Origin of the sequence: Microlunatus flavus, assembly GCF_900110855.1 — a bacterium.
In the GTDB taxonomy this organism is placed as follows: domain Bacteria; phylum Actinomycetota; class Actinomycetes; order Propionibacteriales; family Propionibacteriaceae; genus Microlunatus; species Microlunatus flavus.
Map to the genome: position 1 here is coordinate 82,278 of NZ_FOFA01000010.1, position 19,782 is coordinate 102,059.

Consider the following 19,782-nt stretch of genomic DNA (forward strand, 5'->3'; position numbering starts at 1 on the left):
TCCTCACCAGCGACGGGGGCCTCACAGGGCGAGCCGTTCCCGGACCACCGTGGAGAGCTGCTGGGCGACGGAGTCGGCGACGTCGTAGCTCTCGGCCTCGACCATGACGCGGACGAGCGCCTCGGTGCCCGACGGCCGCAGCAGCACCCGCCCGGCGTCGCCCAGGCGCGCCTCGGCCTCGGCGACCGCGGCCAGCAGGCCGTCGTCGCTCCCGGCCCGCGCCTTGTCGACGCCGGCGACGTTCACCAGGACCTGCGGGAGCCGGGTCATGACCGCGGCGAGCTCGGCGAGGCTGCGGCCCGAGGTGGCCATGCGGCTCGCGAGGTGCAGCGCGGTGAGGACGCCGTCGCCGGTCGTCGCGTGCTCCGACATGATCACGTGCCCGGACTGCTCCCCGCCCAGGGTGTGGCCCGACGCCTTCATGGCCTCGAGGACGTAGCGGTCGCCCACGGCCGTCTGCTCGACGGCGATGTCGGCGCGGCGCATCGCGTGCAGGAACCCGAGGTTGCTCATCACCGTGGCGACGACGGTGTCGTTCTTGAGCCGCCCGTCCTCCCGCATCGCGACGGCCAGGACGGCGAGGATCTGGTCGCCGTCGACGACGCGGCCGGTCGCGTCGACCGCGAGGCAGCGGTCGGCGTCGCCGTCGAGCGCGATGCCCAGGTCGGCGCCGTGCTCCACGACGGCGGCGCGCAGCGAGTCCATGTGCGTGGAGCCGCAGTCGCGGTTGATGTTGAGGCCGTCGGGCTCGGCGTGGATCCGCACGACCTCGGCGCCCTGCGCCTCGAAGGCGGCCGGACCGGCGACGAAGGCGGCACCGTTCGCGCAGTCGAGGACGACCTTGATGCCCTCGAGGCTGACGGGGGTGCCGACGCTGGAGACGAGGTGGGCGACGTACGCCTCCACGAGCGACGGCTCGTCGCGCACGCGGCCGACCCCCGCACCGGTGGGCCGGGCCCACGGCTCGCGCAGGCGCGCCTCGATGGCGTCCTCGACGGTGTCGTCCAGCTTGGCGCCGCCGCGGGCGAAGATCTTGATGCCGTTGTCGGGCATCGGGTTGTGGCTCGCCGAGAGCATCACGCCCAGGTCGGCCTGCTGGCGCCCGGTGAGGAAGGCGACGCCCGGCGTCGGGACGACCCCGAGCCGGACGACGTCGACGCCCGCGCTGGCGAGCCCGGCGACGACGGCCGCCTCGAGGAACTCCCCCGAGGCGCGCGGGTCGCGACCCACCACCGCGAAGGGGCGGTGCCCGCGGAACTCACCCGCCTCGCCGAGCACGTGGGCCGCCGCGACGGCGACCCCGAGAGCCAGCTCGGCGGTGAGCGCGTCGTTCGCACGACCGCGCACACCATCGGTGCCGAAGAGACGACCCACGCCCACACCCTGCCAGACGAAGTGCCCGGCCGCAGGCCGGGACGCGATCAGCGCTTGCTGTACTGAGGAGCCTTGCGGGCCTTCTTGAGCCCGGCCTTCTTGCGCTCCTTGATCCGCGCGTCGCGGGTCAGCATCCCGGCCTTCTTCAGGGCCGGACGGCTGGCCTCCTCGTCGACGGCGTTGAGGCAGCGGGCGATCCCGAGGCGCAGCGCGCCGGCCTGGCCGGTGACGCCGCCGCCGTGGATGCGGGCGATGACGTCGTACGAGCCGCTGACCGCCGCCGTGCCGAAGGGCTCGGAGACGATCTGCTGGTGGACCTTGTTCGGGAAGTAGTTCTCGAGGTCGCGGCCGTTGATGGTCCACTGGCCGCTGCCGGGCACGATGCGGACGCGCGCGATGGCCTCCTTGCGACGGCCGGTGGCGCCGGCGGGCGCGACGACCGCGGGGCGGCTGCCGGCGGTGGCGCCGGGGTTGGCCTCGGAGCGGTAGGCGATCTCGCGGTCACCCTCGGTGATCGGGGCGATCTCGGTGGCGGTGTCGGTCACTGCTGGATGTCCTGTCGAAAGATCTGGGTGTCGGTGGGCGGTCAGACCGCGGCCGGCTGCTGCTGCGCGACCTGCGTGATCGCGAAGGGCTGCGGCTGCTGCGCGCTGTGGGGGTGCTCCGGGCCCGAGTAGACCTTGAGCTTCTTGATCAGCTGACGGCTGAGGCGGTTCTTGGGGAGCATGCCCCACACCGCGAGCTCGACGACCTTGCGCGGATCGCGGGCGAGCAGCTCGCCGGCCGGCACCGACTTCAGACCACCCGGGCGGCCGGAGTGCCGGTGGTACATCTTGTCGGTCCCCTTGCTGCCACCGAGGGAGATCTTGGAGGCGTTGACCACGACGACGAAGTCGCCGCCATCCATGTGCGGGGCGAAGGTCGGCTTGTGCTTGCCGCGCAGCAGGGTGGCGATCTGGACGGCGAGCCGTCCGAGGACGACGTCGGACGCGTCGATGACGTGCCAGTCCCTCGTGAGGTCACCGGGCTTGGGGCTGTACGTGGACACGGTCGTGGACCAGCTCTCGGATCAGTGGGTGGATCTGTCGTTCGGGTGCTGCGGTCGTGCAGATCGGGCCCGCGCATCCGCTCCGGCGGAACCGGATACGGGACGAGCACGTGCGAAGACGCAACGACCGTCCAAGATACCCGCGCTCGGCAAGGGTGGTCAAAACAGCGCACTCCGCGCGAGGGCGCCGTGGCAAGGATCACCGGACCGCTGCGCCGCCCACCCTTCAAGAGTATTCGGACGTCCTCCTAGATTGGGGCCATGACCGACCTCTCCACGACCGCCGCGTCGGCCCCCAGCCCGGAGCAGGGCGCCGCCAACGGCTCCGGCGCGTCGGGCAGCGGCCGCGACAGCCTCACCGTCACCGACAACCGGACGGGCGAGACCTACGAGCTCGCCATCACCGACGGCACCATCCGCGCCGCCGACCTCAAGCAGATCAGCGCCGACGGCGTCGGCCTGGCCACGTACGACCCCGGCTTCGTCAACACCGCGTCCACCCGCAGCGCCGTCACCTACATCGACGGCGACGCCGGGATCCTGGAGTACCGCGGCTACCCGATCGAGCAGCTGGCCGAGCACTCGACGTTCCTGGAGGTGGCCTACCTCCTGCTGAACGGCGAGCTGCCGACGCAGCCCGAGCTGGACTCGTTCGTCCACGACGTCACCATCCACACGTTCCTGCACGAGAACGTGCGCCAGCTGATGCAGGGCTTCCGCTACGACGCGCACCCGATGGGCATGCTGATGTCCTCGGTGAGCGCGCTGTCGACGTTCTACCCCGACGCCAACCAGATCTCCGACCCCGCCAACCGGCAGCGCCAGATCACCCGCCTCATCGCCAAGATGCCGACGCTGGGCGCCTGGGCGTTCCGTCACAACCAGGGCAAGCCGTACGTCTACCCCGACAACCGGCTCTCCTACGTCGAGAACTTCCTCGCGATGCTGTTCAAGATGAGCGAGCCGACGTACGAGGCCGACCCCCGCCTGGTGAAGGCGCTCGACGTGCTGCTGATCCTGCACGCCGACCACGAGCAGAACTGCTCGACCAACGCCGTGCGCTCCGTCGGCTCCTCGCAGGTCGACCCGTACTCCGCGATCGCCGCCGGTATCGGCGCCCTCTACGGCCCGCTGCACGGCGGCGCGAACGAGTCTGTGCTCAAGATGCTGCGCCGGATCGGGACCGTCGACAACATCCCCGGCTTCATCGAGGGGGTGAAGGGCGGCAAGGAGAAGCTCATGGGCTTCGGGCACCGCGTCTACAAGAACTTCGACCCGCGCGCCACGATCATCAAGAAGGCCTGCGACGACGTCTTCGAGGTCACCGGGGTCAACCCGCTGCTCAAGATCGCCCAGGAGCTGGAGCGCATCGCGCTCGAGGACGAGTACTTCGTCAAGCGCAAGCTCTACCCCAACGTCGACTTCTACTCGGGCCTCATCTACGAGGCGCTGCAGTTCCCGCCGGAGATGTTCACCGTGCTGTTCGCCATCGGGCGCACGCCCGGCTGGCTCGCGCAGTGGTCGGAGCTCGTGCAGGACAAGGAGCAGAAGATCGCGCGGCCGAAGCAGATCTACACCGGCTACCGCACCCGCGACTTCGTCGCGATGGGCGACCGCTAGCCCGTACGCCGCGAACGCCCCGACCACGTCCTGTGGTCGGGGCGTTTCGCGTTCCCATCCCGCAACGCCCCCGGAGCCTGTCGAAGGCCGAGGACGCCCCTTGAGCCTGTCGAAGGGCCCCGCACACGCTCCCTGAGCCTGTCGAAGGGCCCGAAGGGGACGGCGTCCGCCGAGGTCCCCCGATCTCACGGAAAGGTTCCGGACACCCGCCCGACCGTCACAGGCCGTGCACAGCCTCGTGCAAGTCGACCCATAGCCGGCCTCAGCAAGATCTGGACGTCCCCGCTCCTGCAGGGGCCACGCCCAGCCCCGCGAGGACGTACCCGTGCCCCGAGCCCGAACGCGCAGCGACCACCCCCGACGCCGGCGCTGGCCGGTCGTCGTCGTGGTCGCGCTCGTCCTGCTCGGCGGCGGCGGCGCCCTGGCGTGGCACCTGACGCGCGCCTCCAGCACCCCGGCGGCCGTCGAACGCACCGTGACGGTCAGCAAGCAGACGGTGAAGGACACCGTCGGAGCCACCGGCACCGTCGAGCCCGCCCGCCGGGCCGACCTCGCCTTCGGCGCGAGCGGGACGGTGACCGCGGTCGACGTCGAGGTCGGCGACAAGGTGACCAAGGGCGACGTCCTCGCCACCCTCGACGACGACGACCTGCAGGCCGACCTCGACGCGGCGCAGGCCGACCTGGCCTCCGCGCAGGACGACCTCACGACCGCCGAGGACAGCTCGAGCACCACCGCCGCCGAGCTCACGGCCGCGAAGGCCAAGGTCGCGGTCGACGAGAGCGCGGTCTCGCAGGCCCGGACGGCGCTGAAGTCGGCGACCTTGCGCGCGACCTTCACCGGAACCGTCGCCGAGGTCGGCGTCGCCAAGGGCGACACGGTCGGGTCGGGCTCGTCGGGCTCGGCCGGGTCCTCGGCCTCCGGGTCGGGGGCGTCGGGCGGCGGCAGCGGCCAGAGCAGCGCGTCGGGCGCGTCCACGACGGCCGTCACGGTCATCTCGACGGACCGCTACACCGTCTCCGCGAGCGTCGGCAGCGCCGACCTCGCCAAGGTCAAGAAGGGGCTGCAGGCCCAGATCACCACGACCGGCTCCACCGCGACGGTCTTCGGGACCGTCTCCTCGGTGGCGGTGATGGCCTCGTCGGGCTCGGGCGCCACGGGGGCCGGGGCGACCACCGCGGGCGCCGGCGCGACTTTTCCCGTGACGATCGACGTGACCGGCTCCCGCAAGGACCTGTACGCCGGGGCGACGGCGACCGTGTCGATCGTCGTCAGCCAGCGCGACGACGTCCTCACGGTGCCGACCGCGGCGATCTCGACCGCCAACGGCCAGACGGCCGTCACCCGGCTCGTCGGGACGGGCAGGGTCTCCACGCCGGTGACGCTCGGGACGAGCTACGGCCCGACGACCGAGGTCACCAAGGGCCTCGCCGACGGCGACCAGGTCGTCGTGACGATCCCGGTCCGGACGGCCGGCGGCACCCCGTCGGGCCAGAGCAGCGGGACCGGCGGGTTCGGCGGCCGCGGGTACGGCGGCGGGAACGGCGGAGGCGGGTTCGGTGGCGGCGGCTACGGCGGGGGCGGCTTCGGCGGCGGGGCTCCCCCGGCCGGCGGGGTGCCCGGCGGCCAGGCCGGCACCGGCGGGGGCACCCGGTGAGCGACGAGCCGCTGGGCCCCTTCACCTGGGTCGACGACGCCGACGGAACCGACGACCCGGCCACGGGCGACGTGGCGACGACCCCCGCCCCGCCCGTCGCCGGGCACGCGGTGGTCGCGCTGGAGGGGATCAGCAAGACGTACGCCACGGGCGCCGCGGAGGTGCACGCGCTGCGCGACGTCTCGCTGCGGATCGACCGGGGCGAGTACGTCGCGGTGATCGGGCCGTCGGGCTCCGGCAAGTCGACGCTGATGAACATCCTCGGCTGCCTCGACGTCGCGACCTCGGGGCGCTACGAGCTCGACGGCGTCGACGTCGAGGACCTGTCCGAGACCGACCTCGCGGCCGTGCGGAACACCCGCATCGGCTTCGTCTTCCAGCAGTTCAACCTGCTGTCCACCCTCTCGGCCTGGCGCAACGTCGAGCTGCCGCTCGTCTACGCCGGCGTCCCGCGCGCGGAGCGCCGGGAGCGCGCCCACGCCGCCCTCGACCGTGTCGGCCTCGCAGGACGGGTGGACCACCGGCCGAGCGAGCTCTCCGGCGGCCAGCAGCAGCGCGTCGCGATCGCCCGCGCGCTCGTGACCGACCCGGCCCTGATCCTGGCCGACGAGCCCACCGGCAACCTCGACTCGCGCTCCAGCGAGGACGTGATGGCCCTGCTCGACGAGCTGCACGCCTCCGGTCGCACGATCGTCCTGATCACCCACGACCTCGAGGTCGCGGCCGCCGCGGAACGTTCCGTGACGGTCCGCGACGGCGTCGTGCTCACCGCGCACGACCAGCAGGGCGAGCCCGTGGGGGCCGGCGCGTGAGCGTCCCGGCGCTGCGGACGCCCCGCGTACGGCCCGGGGAGACCCTGGCCATCGCGCTGGAGTCGGTGCGGACGCACCGCATGCGGTCCCTGCTCACCGTGCTGGGCATCTGGATCGGCATCGCCTCGGTCACCCTCACCGTCGGCCTCGGCCAGGGCGCCCAGCAGAAGGTGGCCGACCAGATCAACAGCCTGGGCAGCAACCTCCTGGTCGTCTCCCCCGGCAGCTCCACCACCGGCGGCGTCCGCGCCGGCCGCGGCACCGCGACCACCCTCACCCTCGCCGACGCCCAGGCCCTCGCGGACCCGACGGTGGCGCCGGACGTCGCGCACGTCGCCCCGGTGCGGACGACCTCCGGCGTCCTCACGTCGGGCAGCACCACCTGGACGACCTCGGTCACGGCGACGACGCCCGAGTGGCTGGGGGTGCGGGCCCGCTCGCTCGCCGAGGGCCGGTTCCTCACCGCGCAGGACGAGACGACGGCCGCGCACGTGCTCGTCCTGGGCGGCACGACGGTCTCCGAGCTCGGGCTGCGTACCGGGGTCGGCAGCACCGTCACCCTCGGCGGCACCGCGTTCACGGTCGTCGGGGTGCTCGCCGACAGCGGGTCCAGCGGGAGCACCGACGAGGACGACCTCGCCGTGACGCCCCTGAGCACGGCCGAGGCGGTGCTCGGCACCGCCGGCTCGAACGGGTCGGTGTCCTCGATCTACCTCCAGGGCGCCTCCGGCGACCGGCTCTCCGCCGCCTACCAGGAGGCGTACGCGGCCCTGGCCACGCGGCACGACACCGGGGCGACGACCACTGCGGGCGCGACCACCGGCACGGCGCGCGCGGCCGCGGCCGCGGCGTCGACCAGTTCGGTGGACTTCTCGATCACCAGCCAGCAGTCGCTGGTGCAGGCCGCCACCTCGACGTCGAAGACGCTGACCGTGCTGCTCGCGGGCATCGCCGGCATCTCGCTGCTCGTCGGCGGCATCGGCGTCATGAACATCATGCTCGTCTCGGTCTCCGAGCGGATCCGCGAGATCGGCCTGCGCAAGGCCCTGGGCGCGCCGCCGGCGCTGATCCGCCGCCAGTTCCTCGCCGAGGCCTGCCTGCTGGCCCTCGCCGGCGGCGTCCTGGGTCTGGGAACCGGCTACCTCGGGGCCCTCCTGCTGCCGTCCCTCATCGACCAGCCCGTCACCATCTCGCTGCCCGCCTCCCTCGGCGCGCTCGGCGTCGCGCTCGCCGTCGGCGTGGTCGCCGGCGTCTACCCCGCCTCCCGTGCGGCCCGCCTCGCGCCGATCGACGCGCTGCGCAGCGACTGAGCCGCACCGCCTGCACCACCCGAGCACCGGCACCGCAGCACCACCGGCACCACCCCAGGAGAAGCCCATGCCCACCGTCACCGTGCGCCGCGCCGTCCGGCCCGCCCTGCTCGCCGCCGCGCTGACCGCCGCGCTCGCCGTGACCCTGAGCGGGTGCAGCTCCTCGTCGGGCGGCGGCACCGCGGGCGACGCCCCCTCCACGGGTGCGGGCCACCGTGGTGCCGGGCAGCGGCAGCCGGGCGTGTCCGGCCTCATCGCCGCCGTGTCCGGCAAGACCCTGCAGGTGCAGGGCGCCACCGAGCAGACGGCGGTGACCTGGACCGGCACCACGACGTTCACCGAGGTGGCCGGAGCGAAGGCCTCGGCGCTGAGGACCGGCCTCTGCGCCACCGTGCGCGGCGCGGGCGGCGGCGCCTCGCCGGGGACGACCTCCGCGCCCGCGACCAGCCTGGCCGCCACCGCGGTGACGCTCGCCGAGCCCGTGGACGGTGCCTGCGCGCCGGCCGGCTTCGGCGGAGGCCGCCCCGCCGGGACTCCCTCGGGCGCTCCCTCGGGCGCTCCGTCCGACGGACCGTCGGCACGGGCCGGCGGCGGCTTCGGCCGCGGGACCGAGGGGAAGGTGACCTCGGTCGACGGCGCGACGTTCGTCGTCGCGGCCGCGCAGCCGGGCGGGGGCACGACCGCCGACGTCACCGTGACCACGTCGTCGAGCACGACCTGGTCGAAGCTCGCCCGGACGACCGGCAAGGCCGCGACCGTGGGCCGCTGCGCGACCGCCACGGGCACGACCGGCAGCACCGGCGCCCTGACGGCGCGCACCGTCCGGCTGAGCGCGGCCTCCGCGGACGGCACCTGCCCGTCCTTCGGCGGCTACGGCGGACGAGGTCCTGGCGCCGGCGGGCAGCCGGGCCAGGGCGGGCAGCCGGGCGGGAGCAGCACGGCGAATGGCTGAGCGTCACCGCCTGCGCCGGGGGCTCCGCTGGGGTGTGCCGGCCCTGCTCGTGCTGGCCGTGACCGCCTGGTTCCTGGTGCGGACGGGCACGGCCTCCGGCGCCGAGGCCGGCCGCTACGCCACGGCGACCGTCGGGACGGGCGCCGTCACCCAGACCTACGCCGGCAGCGGCACCGTCGAGCCGGTGAAGCAGGCGACGGCGACGTTCCCCACCGCGGGCACCGTCACGGCGGTGGACGTCGCGGTCGGGGACGAGGTCGAGGCCGGGGACCGGCTGGCGAGCATCGACGACCGGGCGCTGAAGAGCGCGGTGCTGTCCGCCGAGCAGACGCTCGCCGACGCGCAGGTGACCCTGCAGCGGGCGGAGGACGCCGCGGACGCGTCGGCGAGCGCCTCGGCGAGCCCCACCGCCGACCCCTCCGCCGCTCCCACCGCGCGGCCGACCGCCTCGCGCACCGCCGACGGCTCGCAGCCGGGTCGGTCGGGGTCCAGCGGCACGACCCGTCCCACCCCCACCCCCAGCCCGACGTCCGGTGGCCGGCCCACGGGCGGTGCCGGGCACGGCGGCGGGTCCGGGAACGGCGGGGGGTCCGGGAACGGCTCCGGCACCTCGCTCCCGACGCTCGCCCGCACGGTGGTCGAGGCCCAGGGCCGGCTCCGCCCGCTGGAGGAGCGCGCGGCCGCCGAGCTGGCGGAGCAGCAGCGGGTCTGCGCACCGCTGTCCGTCGCACCGGGCCCGAGCGCGACGCCCACCCGTGGCGCCACGGCCTCCGCGTCCCCCTCCCCCACCAGGACCGCGACTCCCGGCGCCACCCCGACCGGCTCTCCGTCGGGGACCCCCGGTGCGACGCCCGGTGCGACGCCCACGGCGTCACCCACCCCGAGCCGTACGCCCACACCCGTCGCCTCCGTCGACCCCCGGACGCTCGCCGCCTGCATCGCCGCCGTCGTCCGGGTGCAGCAGACCCAGCAGGCGGACGCGGCCGCGCGCACGGCGTACGACACCGCGGTGAACGCCCTGGTGACGGCGGCCTCGAAGGGTTCGGGGCAGGGTGGTTCGGGCCCGGGAGGTTCGGGCCAGGGCGGTTCCGGCAGCGGTTCGGGCCAGGGCGGTTCGGGCCAGGGCGGTTCGGGCCACAGCGGTTCCGGCGGCGGCTCGACCAGTGGCGGCACGAGCGGCGGGGCCCATGCGGGGTCCACGAGCAGCGCCTCGGGCTCCCCGCGACCGTCGGCCACGACCGGCTCGGCCGGCACGGGCAGCGCGAACGGCACGACGGGACGCGGCGGGCAGACGACCACCGTCCCCGAGGCCGAGGCGGCCGTGACGAAGGCCCAGCTCGCGCTGGACAGCGCCCAGGCCGAGCTCGACGCGGCGACCATGACCGCACCGATCAGCGGAACCGTCGCGGCCGTGCCCTTCGTGGAGGGCGACAAGGCGGGCGCGGGTGACGCCGTGACCGTCGTCGGGCCGGGTGCGGTCTCGGTGCGGATGTCCGTGCCGGAGACGGCGTACCGGCTGCTGAAGGTCGGCCAGGACGTCGTGCTGACGACGCCCGGTGGCGGCCGGGCCGCAGCGCGCGTGAGCGAGCGCGGGCTGCTGCCGAGCGCGTCGACCACACCGACGACCACCTACCCCGTGACGGTGACGGCGTCCGGGAAGGACGCCCGCACGCTCCCGGCGGGGGCGACCGCGTCAGCCGTGGTGACCGTGGCTGGCGCGGCGGACGCGACCGTGGTCCCGGTCTCCGCGGTCACCCGGGACGGGCCCACCGGCACGGTCGAGGTGCTCTCGGGCGGGACCGTCACGCGCCAGCAGGTCGAGCTCGGCGTCGTGGGCACGAGCACGATCCAGGTGACCAAGGGAGTGACGCCCGGTCAGGTCCTCGTCCTCGCCGACACCACGCAGGCGCTGCCGACGACCACCGCCGGCCAGGGGGCGCGGGCACTTGCCGGCGGGGGCGGCGGCGGGGGCTTCGGCGGGGGCTTCGGCGGCGCGCCGCCCGGAGGCCGCTGATCCAGGGCCGGAGCGGGCTCCGGCGCTACTGTCCCGCCATGCGGAGCTGCTCACGAGCTTCAAGAACTTCGCCTTCTCGGGGAGCCTGGTCGACCTCGCGGTCGGCCTCGCCATCGGCGCGGCGTTCGCCAGCGTCGTCGACTCCCTGGTCGGCGACCTCATCCTGCCCCTGGTGGCCGCGATCTTCGGCCAGCCGAACTTCGACGCCCTCGTGCTGCACCTCAACGGGGCCGAGATCACCTACGGCCACTTCCTGACGACGCTCGTGTCGTTCCTGCTGCTCGCCTTCACGATCATGCTGCTCGTGTCGGCGATCCGCCGGGCCACCGGCCGCGAGGCCGCGGGTGCGCAGGGCAGCCGCGAGTGCGACCACTGCAAGAGCTTCATCCCCGTCGACGCCTCGGTGTGCATGTTCTGCACCCGCGACGTCGAGCCCGTCGTCCCCGGCTGATCCCTCGGCCGGCCGGGTCGGCCCAGGGTTCAGCGGACCCGCTGCACCCGGCTCTCGTCCCACACCGGCTCCTCGCTGGCGTACACCTCCCCGTCGCCGCCGAACACCAGGAAGCGGTCGAGGCTCCGCGCGAACCAGCGGTCGTGCGTCACCGCCACGACCGTTCCCTCGAACGCGTCGATCCCCTGCTCCAGGGCCTCGGCCGAGGCGAGGTCGAGGTTGTCGGTCGGCTCGTCGAGGAGCAGCAGCGTCGCGCCCGACAGCTCGAGCAGCAGGATCTGGAACCGCGCCTGCTGGCCGCCCGACAGCGACTCGAACCGCTGCTCCGCGGCGTGCGCGAGCTCGTAGCGGTCGAGCTTGCGCGAGGCGAGCTCGCGGCCCATGCCCTCGCGGTGCTCGTCGCCGCGGTGCAGGATCTCGAGGAGCGTGCGGCCGACGAGCTCCGGGTGCGCGTGGGTCTGCGCGAACCAGCCCGGGCGTACGCGGGCGCCCAGCCGGGCCTGGCCGGTGTGCGCGACCGGCGGGATGTCGAGCCAGCCGACCGGCTCGTGCTCCTTGTCCGGCAGCGAACCGCCACGGGCCAGCAGCCGCAGGAAGTGCGACTTGCCGGAACCGTTCGAGCCGAGCACGCCGACCCGGTCGCCGAACCAGATCTCGGTGCTGAACGGGCGCATCAGGCCGGTCAGCTCGAGGTCCTCGACGACGACGGCGCGCTTGCCCGTACGCCCGCCCGACAGCCGCATCGTCACCTTCTGCTCGAGCGGGATCGCCTCGGGCGGCCCGGCCTCCTCGAACTTCGCCAGCCGGGTCCGCGCCGCCTGCAGACGGCTGGCCAGCCCGTCGTTGAACTCGGCCTTGACCTTGTACATCTGCACGAGGTCCTTGATCTTCTGGTGCTCCTCGTCCCAGCGCCGGCGCAGCTCCTCGAGCCGCGCGAACCGTTCCGCCCGTGCGGCGGCGAACGTCGCGAAGCCGCCGCCGTGCACCCACACGGTGTTGCCCGCGGCACCCAGCTCGAGCGCCGCGATCGCCGTCGCCGACTCGGCGAGCAGCTCGCGGTCGTGGCTGACCAGCAGCACGGTCTTGGGCGTCGCCCGCAGCTGCGCCTCGAGCCAGCGCTTGCCCGGCACGTCGAGGTAGTTGTCCGGCTCGTCGAGCAGCAGCACCTGGTCGGGGCCGGAGAGCAGCGCCTCCAGGGCGAGCCGCTTCTGCTCGCCGCCGGACAGGGTGCCGACCTCGCGCCACCGCGCCCGGTCGTACGGCACCCCGAGCGCCGCGGTGCAGCAGGCGTCGAAGCGCACCTCGGTCTCGTAGCCGCCGGCGTCGGCGTACTCCGACAGCGCCGTGGCGTAGCGCATCTGGACGGGCTCGGTGTCGTCGTCCATCAGCTGCAGCTCGAGCGCCTCGACGGCGGCGTGCGCGTCCCGCACCCGCGGCGGGGCGACCGAGAAGAGCAGGTCGGCCACCGTGGAGCCATCTCTGAGCGACCCGATGAACTGCCGCATGACGCCGAGGCCGCCGCTGCGGCTGATGGTGCCGCGGGTCGGGTCGAGGTCGCCGGACACGAGGCGCAGGAGCGTGGTCTTGCCCGCGCCGTTCGGGCCGACGAGCGCGACGACCGCCCCGTCGCCCACCCGGAACGACACGTCCTCGAGCAGCGGACGCCCGTCCGGCAGGTCGTAGCCGATGCCCGACAGCTCCACGTGTCCCACGGGCGGGAAGCGTAGGCGTCCGACGCCCGGGCGTCATCCGTCTTCTCGCCCGTCCTGGCCCGTACGGGGCCGCGCCCGGCTAGCGTCGGCCCGTGCGCGGTCGGCGGAGCTGGGTCCTGGCCGGGGTCCTCATGGTCCTGGCGGCCCTCGCCGGCTCGGCGGCCGTGTGGCAGCACTGGCGCTCCTGCGCCGGGCCGCAGACGTTCGTGGACGCGTCCGGCGCCGCGGTCGGGTCCCCGCTCGGCGAGGCCTGCCTGAGGGCGATGGACGACGGGTTCTCGTTCCTCTACCCCGACGGCAAGGACCCCTGGCGCCCCGAGTCCGTCGCCGGCCTCGCCTTCGCCGTGCTGCTCGCCGCGTCGTGGACCGTCGTCCTGCTCTCGCAGCGGTGGGGCCGCGCCAGCCGGGTGGTCGCCGTCGTGCCCCTCGTCCTGCTGCTCCTCACGGCGGCGCTGAACCTCCTCGCCCGCAGCGACGCCCTCGACTCGGTCTTCGCGCACGTCCAGCTCGCCCTCAGCGCGAGCGTGGTGCTGGCCGTGGTCGTGCTCGCGCTCGGCGGCACCGCCCGCCCCCGCGAACGGGTCCTGGTCGCGCTCGCGCTGTGCGCGCCGGGCGCGGCGGGCTTCCTCGCCCTGGCCGCCGACTACGCGGTCATGGCGACGTTCAGCGAGGCGAACTGGGACACGCCACCGTGGACGGGCACGCTCACGCTCGTCGCGACTGCGCTGGCGGGGGTGGCGCTCGTCGTCCTGCCGGTCCGGGCGGGGCGCTCGGTCCCCGTGACCGCTTGAACGTTCAGGCGGCGAGGAGCAGGGCGAGCGCCGCGGTGTCCGCGTTGCCCGCGGGGTCGAGCCCTGTGCGGGTGTCCAGCCGGGTGACGGTGCCCTCGACGTCGGCCTGGACCCAGGCCGCGCGGTGGTCGAGCCCGAGGTGCGGCAGGCCCGGCAGGAAGACGCAGCCGGACGCGACCTCGTACTCGGGGACGGCCCTAGGGGTGCTCTTCGGCGGGTGCAGGACGAGCAGGCCGGGCGGCGTCGTCTCGGCGAACTGGCCCGGGCGCAGCGGGTTGTCCCCCACCAGCGTGCCCTCGGCCACGACGAGCCCCACGGCCCCGGGCTGCGGGTCCTCGGGCAGCTCCTCGCGGACGCGGAAGACGGTGCTCGCCCCGAGCAGTCCGGGCACGGCCGCCATCCTGACGGCGAGGACGAGGAACTTCGCCCACTCCACCGTGTCGTCGGGCCAGCGCCCCATGAGCAGGAAGCCGTAGAGCGCGCCGTGCGACTGCAGCGGGGCGACCTCGATCGACCGTCGTGACGGACCTTCGGAGCTGGTCATGGACGACTCCTCCCACTGCACGGGTGGTGCGAGACCTCAGCGTGCAACGCCGGGGACCACCCGACAAGCAGGACGCGTCGATCGGCACCAAGTTGTCACACGTGCCGCCGGGCGCCGGGGCGTGCGGTCGGCCACCTCCTTGCTCAGAAGGAAGCGCCAGCTGGCCGTCTACACGTGTTCCGGCCACCGAAGGCCCAACTGGCGCTTCCTTCTGAGCGGATCACCGTGCAACCGGGAGCCGGACCTCGGCGCGCAGGCCGCCGCCGGGTGCGTCGGTGAGCGCGATCGTCCCGCCGGAACGGGCGACGAGCTCGGCGGCGATGGGCAGGCCGAGACCGGAACCGCCGGCGTCGCGCCCGCGGGCGTCGTCCAGGCGCGCGAACCGCTGGAACACCCGTTCCCGGTCCGCGGCCGGGATGCCCGGGCCGTCGTCGCTGACACGCAGCAGCACCCGCCCGTCGGGCTCGGCGACGGCGTCGAGGTCCACGCGGGACGCGGCGTGGCGCACGGCGTTCGAGGTGAGATTCAGCAGGACGCGCCGCAGCTCCCCGGGGTCGGCGTGCACGGCCAGGCCCGCAGCCTCGGCGGCCGCGACCCGTACGCCGTCCCGCCCGGGCACGTCGGCGGCGAGCTCGGCGAGCAGCGCGCCGACCTCCACCCGTTCCGGGTGGGCCGGCACCGGGCTGTCGGCGCCGCTTCGCGCGAGCAGCAGCAGGTCCTCGACGAGGGCCGACAGCCGCTCGAGGTCGGGCGCGAGCTCGGCCGGGAGGTCGCCGCCCTCGCCCAGGCGCTGCGCGACCTCCAGCTGGACCCGCATGCTCGCCAGCGGGCTGCGCAGCTCGTGCGCGGCGTCGGCGACGAACGAGCGCTGCCGGTCGCGCGCCGCGGCGAGGCGGTCGAGCATGCCGTTGAGGGTGAGGGCCAGCGCCCGGATCTCGTCGGCGGGGGCCGGCACCGGGAGCCGCGCCTCGCGGTCGCGCTCGGGCCCCGTCGCGGACGGCGGCGCCCCGATGCGCTCGGCGCCGGCCCGCAGGGCCTCCACCGGGCGCAGCGTGCGGCCCATCACCACCCAGGCCACCGCGGCCATGACCAGCAGCACGGCCGGGAACACGACCAGCAGACCGGCGCGCAGCGCCCGCCGAGCCGCGAGGACGTCGCCGACCTGGACGGCGACGATCACCGAGACCGGGGCGTCCGCCGGACCGGCGGCGACGGCCCGGACCCGCAGCGGACCCGCCGAGCCGAAGGCCGCCCCGTCCACGAGGACCGCCTCCCCGTCCAGCGCGGCGCGCAGCTCCGCCGGGTCGAGGACGGGCACCAGCCGGTCGGCGCCGAGCGAGGCGGCCAGCACGCGCTGACGGGCGTCGACGACCTGCACGAGCTGCGCGCCCGAGGTCGGCAGCGCGTCCGGGAGGCGGCCCTCGTCGACCAGCGCGGCGACCTCGCGGGCGCTCGACAGCGCCTCGCGGTCCAGCGTGCGGTCGGTCGAGACCCTCAGCGCCTGGTAGAAGCCGATCCCGCCGACCAGCAGCGCGAGCGCGACCCCGGTGACGCCGATGAGCAGCAGCCGCGTCCGCAGCCCGAGCCGTGGCCGGTGCAGCGCCACGTCACCCGACCAGCCGGTAGCCCGCGCCGCGCACGGTCAGCAGCCGGGCCGTCCCGATCTTGCGGCGCAGGTAGCCGACGTAGACCTCCACCGCGTTGGGCGCGGTGTCGGCGGCCGCCTCCCACACGTGGTCGAGCAGCTCGGTCTTGGTGAGGACGCGGTCGGCGTGCCGCGCCAGGTACTCCAGCAGCGCGAACTCCCGGCTCGTCAGCTCGACCGCCTCCCCCGCCACGGCGACCTCGTGGCGGGCCGGGTCGAGGCGCACCTCGCCGACCTCCAGCACCGTCGGCCGGGCGGACGTCCCCCGGCGCAGCAGCGCACGGAGCCGGGCCAGCAGGACGACGTAGGAGAACGGCTTCGTCAGGTAGTCGTCGGCCCCGTCGTCCAGCGCGTCCGCCTGGTCGTGCTCACCGTCCTTGGCCGAGAGCATCAGGACCGGCACCCAGTTGTCCGCCGCCCGCAGCCGCCGCACCACCTCGTAGCCCGACAGCCGCGGCAGCATCACGTCGAGCACCACGGCGTCGTACGTCTCGCTGCTGGCCAGTGCCAGCCCCTCGGCCCCGTCCGCGGCCACGTCCACCGCGAACCCGTCCGCCGCCAGCCCCTTGCGCAGGGCGGACCTCAGGCCCGGTTCGTCGTCGACGAGCAGCAACCGCACCTCTCGATTGTCGCCGCTCGCTGGGGCGCTCCTGACGGCGCCTTCCTCCTCACGAGGCGGACGAAGAGCGTGTCCGCCTCGCTCGTCGTCCAGGCGCCGCCGCGCCCCGGACGCTCACGGCTCCTGCTCGCACGGACGACGAAAAGCGTGTCGTCCGCGCTCGGCCCGGCCGAGTCGACCTCCGACCTCGCGCTGTCTCAGGCTCCTGACAGGAGGGTGCTTGCAGACTCTGACCATGCGCACGTTCACCGCCCGGCCCGCTCTGCGCTGGCTGGTCCCGCTCGCCGTCCTGCTCGTGGTCCTCGCGACCTTCCTCGCCACCACGCGCGCCAGCGCCAAGGCGCCGCTGCCCGAGATCTCGGCGCAGGACCTGCTGGTCAAGGTCGCCGACGCGAAGGTCGACGGGCTCTCGGGCACCGTCGTCCAGAACGCCGACCTGGGCATCCCGGCGATCCCCGGCGGCAGCGACAGCGCCGGCGGCAAGCTGACCTCGCTGCTGTCGGGCAGCCACTCGATGCGCGTCTGGTACGGCGCCCCCGACCAGGCCCGGGTCGCGGTCAACGACGAGTACGCCGAGACCGACGTCATCGCCGACGGCTCGACCGTCTGGACCTACGACAGCCGCGCGAAGAAGGCCACGAAGACCACGCTCCCGGCCGACGCCAAGGCCGACGAGAGCCAGCGCAAGGCTCCGGCGGGTGCGCCGCAGACGCCGCAGGACGCGGCCAAGGAGATCCTGGCCAAGATCACGCCGACGACCGACGTGCGGGTCGACCCCGAGGTCAGCGTCGCCGGGCGTGCGGCGTACGACCTCGTCCTCACCCCGCGCGACAGCGCCTCGCTGGTCAAGCAGGTCCGCGTGGCCGTCGACGGCGAGAACTACACCCCGCTGCGCGTGCAGGTCTTCGGGCCGGACGACAAGGTGGCGCTCGACGTCTCCTACACCGACATCACCTTCGGCCAGCCGGACGCGCGGATGTTCGCCTTCAACCCGCCCGAGGGCACCAAGGTGACGCAGAAGGCGGCCCCGGAGCGCAAGGAGCCCACCGCCGCGCAGAAGAAGGAGCTCCAGAGCCGCAAGGCGCAGGCCGACCGCGACACCACCACCGTCGGCGAGGGCTGGAGCACCGTCGTAATCACCAAGCTCCCGAGCGACGCCACGGGCAGCAGCAACGCGACGCTCAAGGGCTTCCTCGGCCAGCTCAAGCCGGTCTCCGGCTCGTGGGGCACCGGTCGCGAGCTCGACGGGACGATCGTCACCGCGATCCTCACCGACGACGGCCGCCTCGCGGTCGGCGCCGTGGGCGCCGACGTCGTCTCGCAGGCCCTGGCCCGCTGACGACCGGGCAGGAGACGCAGAGCAGTCGCGTGAGCGTCCAGCAGACCGGACCGGCGCGGGGTGAGGACTCCCCCGCGACGGTCCGGACGCACGCCCTGACCAAGCGGTTCCGCCACCAGACGGCGGTCGACGCGGTCGACCTCGAGGTGCCGGTCGGCGCGGTCTACGGCTTCCTCGGCCCCAACGGCTCGGGCAAGACCACGACGATCCGCATGCTGCTCGGCCTGATCTCGGCCACCTCCGGCGAGATCGAGGTCCTCGGCGAGCCGATGCCGGACGGTGCCGCGCGGACGCTGCGCCGCGTCGGCGCCCTGGTCGAGGGGCCGGCGTTCCACCCCTACCTCTCCGGGCGGGCCAACCTCGCTCGGCTCGACTCGGCCGACCCGCACAGCGACGCCCGCAGCGCGCCCGCCCGCATCGACGCGGCCCTCGACCGGGTGGGCCTGCTGCCCGCCGCGACCAAGCGCTTCCGCGCGTACTCGCTCGGCATGCGCCAGCGCCTCGCGATCGCGAACGCGCTGCTCGTCCCCCGCGACCTGCTGGTGCTCGACGAGCCGACCAACGGCCTCGACCCGCAGGGCACCCGCGAGGTGCGCAACCTGGTCGGCGAGCTCGCCGCCGACGGCACCACCGTCCTCGTCTCCAGCCACCTGCTGAGCGAGGTCGACCAGATGTGCAGCCACGTCGGGGTGATGTTCGAGGGCAGGCTGATCACGCAGGGCCGCCTCGATCAGATCCACGCCGGCACCGCCCAGACCGTGCGCGTCGAGACCGACCGCGTGGGCGACGCGGCCACCACGCTGCGCGAGCTCGGCCTCACCGACGTGCACCTCGCCGGCGGCCACGTCACCGCGCAGCTCGGCGAGGTCGAGGTGGCCAAGATCGTGCCCGCGCTCGTCGACGCGTACGTGCCGGTGCTCGGCTTCGCCGTCCAGCGGCCCTCGCTGGAGGACGTCTTCGTGTCCCTGACCGGGGAGGGCTTCGATGTCAGCGGCTGAGGCCGACGTGCTCGAGGGCGGCCCCTCGACGACGACCGTGCGGCGGGGCCGTGCGCTCCCGCTGCGGTTCCTGCGCTCGGAGCTGTCGATCATCTTCGGGCGGCGCCGCAACGTCGCCCTGCTTGCGGTGCTCGCCGCCATCCCGGTGCTGCTCGCGGTGGCGATCAAGCTCACCTCCGACGGCGACTCGAGCGGCGGCGGACCGGGCTTCTTCGAGGCGATCACGAGCAACGGGCTGTTCGTCGCGTTCGCCGCGCTGGCCGCGGAGCTGCCGCTGTTCCTGCCGCTCGCGGTGGCGGCGGCCTCGGGCGACGCGATCGCCGGCGAGGCCAACCAGGGCACGCTGCGCTACCTGCTGACCATCCCGGCCGGGCGTACGCGGCTGCTGCTGACCAAGTACGTGGCCGTGGTGATCTTCGGGCTGGTGGCCACGGCGCTGGTCGCGCTGGCCGGCGTCGTCGCGGGCCTCGCGCTCTTCGGCGGCGGCGACGTGATCCTGCTGTCGGGGACGACGACCAGCCTGCTCGACGGGGTCGGGCGGCTGGCGCTGAGCGTGCTCTACCTGGCCGCCTGCCTCGCCGCCCTGGGGGCGATCGGGATGTTCGTCTCGACGCTCACCGAGCAGCCGATCGCCGCGATCGTGGCGACCATCGGCGTGAACGTCCTCATGTTCATCCTGGACCAGATCCCGCAGGTCGCCTGGCTGCACCCGTTCCTGCTGGTCGACCACTGGACAGCCTTCGGCGACCTGCTGCGCGACCCCGTGAGCACCGACGGGATCAGCCAGGGCCTGCTCGTCGCCCTGGCGTACGCGGCGGTGTTCCTGACGGCGGCGTGGGCGCGCTTCTCCTCGAAGGACATCACCTCGTAGGCAGGTCCGACCGCCTGGCGCGACT

Annotated in this window: 18 protein-coding genes; 11 read left to right on the forward strand and 7 right to left on the reverse strand. The window is 74.4% G+C overall.

The genetic code is table 11. The annotated features are described in order from the left end of the window. Window positions 1-21: 21 nt before the first annotated feature. Genes glmM through rplM form a run of 3 tightly spaced genes read right to left on the reverse strand, consistent with a single transcriptional unit; the run spans window position 22 to window position 2,422 of the window. Complete coding sequence (gene glmM / locus BMY04_RS19360; protein WP_091185738.1) at window positions 22-1,374, reverse strand: phosphoglucosamine mutase; 1,353 nt, start codon at window positions 1,372-1,374, stop codon at window positions 22-24. Window positions 1,375-1,421: 47 nt separating this feature from the next. Continuing rightward, window positions 1,422-1,919, reverse strand: a complete 498-nt coding sequence (gene rpsI / locus BMY04_RS19365) for a 30S ribosomal protein S9 (RefSeq protein ID WP_091185382.1) — start codon at window positions 1,917-1,919, stop codon at window positions 1,422-1,424. Window positions 1,920-1,960: 41 nt separating this feature from the next. Continuing rightward, on the reverse strand, window positions 1,961-2,422 hold the full coding sequence (gene rplM, locus BMY04_RS19370) for a 50S ribosomal protein L13 (protein WP_091185387.1): 462 nt from the start codon (window positions 2,420-2,422) through the stop codon (window positions 1,961-1,963). 261 nt (window positions 2,423-2,683) lie between these two features. Here rplM and BMY04_RS19375 point away from each other — a divergent pair, with 261 nt between their 5' ends. From BMY04_RS19375 to mscL, 7 genes are all read left to right on the forward strand, one after another. Further along, complete coding sequence (locus BMY04_RS19375) at window positions 2,684-4,042, forward strand: citrate synthase (protein WP_091185390.1); 1,359 nt, start codon at window positions 2,684-2,686, stop codon at window positions 4,040-4,042. Between the two features lie 325 nt (window positions 4,043-4,367). Continuing rightward, window positions 4,368-5,699: an efflux RND transporter periplasmic adaptor subunit gene (locus tag BMY04_RS23585; RefSeq protein ID WP_091185394.1), complete on the forward strand. Its 1,332-nt coding sequence runs from the start codon at window positions 4,368-4,370 to the stop codon at window positions 5,697-5,699. A 110-nt stretch (window positions 5,700-5,809) separates the two neighbouring features. Beyond that, window positions 5,810-6,511: an ABC transporter ATP-binding protein gene (locus BMY04_RS19385; RefSeq protein WP_456299063.1), complete on the forward strand. Its 702-nt coding sequence runs from the start codon at window positions 5,810-5,812 to the stop codon at window positions 6,509-6,511. Beyond that, entirely contained in the window at window positions 6,508-7,821 is a 1,314-nt protein-coding gene (locus tag BMY04_RS19390; protein ID WP_232506518.1) for an ABC transporter permease, read from the forward strand. Before BMY04_RS19385 ends, BMY04_RS19390 begins: the two co-directional genes overlap by 4 nt. Before the next feature lie 67 nt (window positions 7,822-7,888). Further along, window positions 7,889-8,773: a hypothetical protein gene (locus BMY04_RS19395; RefSeq protein WP_091185398.1), complete on the forward strand. Its 885-nt coding sequence runs from the start codon at window positions 7,889-7,891 to the stop codon at window positions 8,771-8,773. After that, window positions 8,766-10,787, forward strand: a complete 2,022-nt coding sequence (locus BMY04_RS19400) for an efflux RND transporter periplasmic adaptor subunit (protein WP_091185401.1) — start codon at window positions 8,766-8,768, stop codon at window positions 10,785-10,787. Before BMY04_RS19395 ends, BMY04_RS19400 begins: the two co-directional genes overlap by 8 nt. Then, window positions 10,720-11,238 carry a large conductance mechanosensitive channel protein MscL gene (gene mscL / locus BMY04_RS19405; RefSeq protein ID WP_198410286.1) on the forward strand — a complete coding sequence of 173 codons (519 nt, stop codon included), beginning with the start codon at window positions 10,720-10,722 and terminating at the stop codon, window positions 11,236-11,238. The genes BMY04_RS19400 and mscL overlap by 68 nt, the downstream gene beginning before the upstream one ends. A 29-nt stretch (window positions 11,239-11,267) precedes the next feature. On the opposite strand, the gene BMY04_RS19410 is transcribed toward mscL, so the two are convergent. Further along, window positions 11,268-12,950 (reverse strand): ABC-F family ATP-binding cassette domain-containing protein, encoded by a 1,683-nt coding sequence (locus BMY04_RS19410; RefSeq protein WP_091185404.1) that lies wholly within the window; start codon window positions 12,948-12,950, stop codon window positions 11,268-11,270. Between the two features lie 92 nt (window positions 12,951-13,042). Between BMY04_RS19410 and BMY04_RS19415 the strand changes: the two genes are divergently transcribed. Further along, entirely contained in the window at window positions 13,043-13,741 is a 699-nt protein-coding gene (locus tag BMY04_RS19415; RefSeq protein ID WP_091185407.1) for a hypothetical protein, read from the forward strand. Window positions 13,742-13,745: 4 nt separating this feature from the next. On the opposite strand, the gene BMY04_RS19420 is transcribed toward BMY04_RS19415, so the two are convergent. The 3 genes from BMY04_RS19420 to BMY04_RS19430 form a co-directional block, all read right to left on the reverse strand. Beyond that, the gene (locus tag BMY04_RS19420; RefSeq protein ID WP_091185410.1) at window positions 13,746-14,285 is read right to left on the reverse strand and encodes a peptidase; all 540 of its coding nucleotides are present in this window, start codon (window positions 14,283-14,285) and stop codon (window positions 13,746-13,748) included. Window positions 14,286-14,505: 220 nt separating this feature from the next. After that, window positions 14,506-15,891 carry a sensor histidine kinase gene (locus tag BMY04_RS19425; protein ID WP_232506519.1) on the reverse strand — a complete coding sequence of 462 codons (1,386 nt, stop codon included), beginning with the start codon at window positions 15,889-15,891 and terminating at the stop codon, window positions 14,506-14,508. A gap of 1 nt (window position 15,892) precedes the next feature. Beyond that, window positions 15,893-16,549, reverse strand: coding sequence for a response regulator transcription factor (locus tag BMY04_RS19430; protein ID WP_091185414.1), 657 nt, complete (start codon window positions 16,547-16,549; stop codon window positions 15,893-15,895). Between the two features lie 235 nt (window positions 16,550-16,784). On the opposite strand from BMY04_RS19430, the gene BMY04_RS19435 reads away from it, so the two are divergent. From BMY04_RS19435 to BMY04_RS19445, 3 genes are read left to right on the forward strand one after another with little or no spacing between them, the layout of a single operon-like run. Then, window positions 16,785-17,888: a LolA family protein gene (locus BMY04_RS19435; RefSeq protein ID WP_091185417.1), complete on the forward strand. Its 1,104-nt coding sequence runs from the start codon at window positions 16,785-16,787 to the stop codon at window positions 17,886-17,888. A 29-nt stretch (window positions 17,889-17,917) separates the two neighbouring features. Further along, window positions 17,918-18,886: an ABC transporter ATP-binding protein gene (locus tag BMY04_RS19440; RefSeq protein ID WP_091185420.1), complete on the forward strand. Its 969-nt coding sequence runs from the start codon at window positions 17,918-17,920 to the stop codon at window positions 18,884-18,886. Beyond that, window positions 18,873-19,757 (forward strand): ABC transporter permease, encoded by an 885-nt coding sequence (locus BMY04_RS19445; protein ID WP_091185424.1) that lies wholly within the window; start codon window positions 18,873-18,875, stop codon window positions 19,755-19,757. The genes BMY04_RS19440 and BMY04_RS19445 overlap by 14 nt, the downstream gene beginning before the upstream one ends. The last annotated feature ends 25 nt before the right edge of the window (window positions 19,758-19,782 follow it).

Excerpts from the sequence above, each read along its gene's own strand:
- BMY04_RS19420 (WP_091185410.1), bottom strand. The coding sequence starts at position 14,285 with ATGACCAGCTCCGAAGGTCCGTCACGACGGTCGATCGAGGTCGCCCCG.
- BMY04_RS19400 (WP_091185401.1), top strand. The coding sequence starts at position 8,766 with ATGGCTGAGCGTCACCGCCTGCGCCGGGGGCTCCGCTGGGGTGTGCCG.
- BMY04_RS19375 (WP_091185390.1), top strand. The coding sequence starts at position 2,684 with ATGACCGACCTCTCCACGACCGCCGCGTCGGCCCCCAGCCCGGAGCAG.
- BMY04_RS19395 (WP_091185398.1), top strand. The coding sequence starts at position 7,889 with ATGCCCACCGTCACCGTGCGCCGCGCCGTCCGGCCCGCCCTGCTCGCC.
- BMY04_RS19445 (WP_091185424.1), top strand. The coding sequence starts at position 18,873 with ATGTCAGCGGCTGAGGCCGACGTGCTCGAGGGCGGCCCCTCGACGACG.
- BMY04_RS19435 (WP_091185417.1), top strand. The coding sequence starts at position 16,785 with ATGCGCACGTTCACCGCCCGGCCCGCTCTGCGCTGGCTGGTCCCGCTC.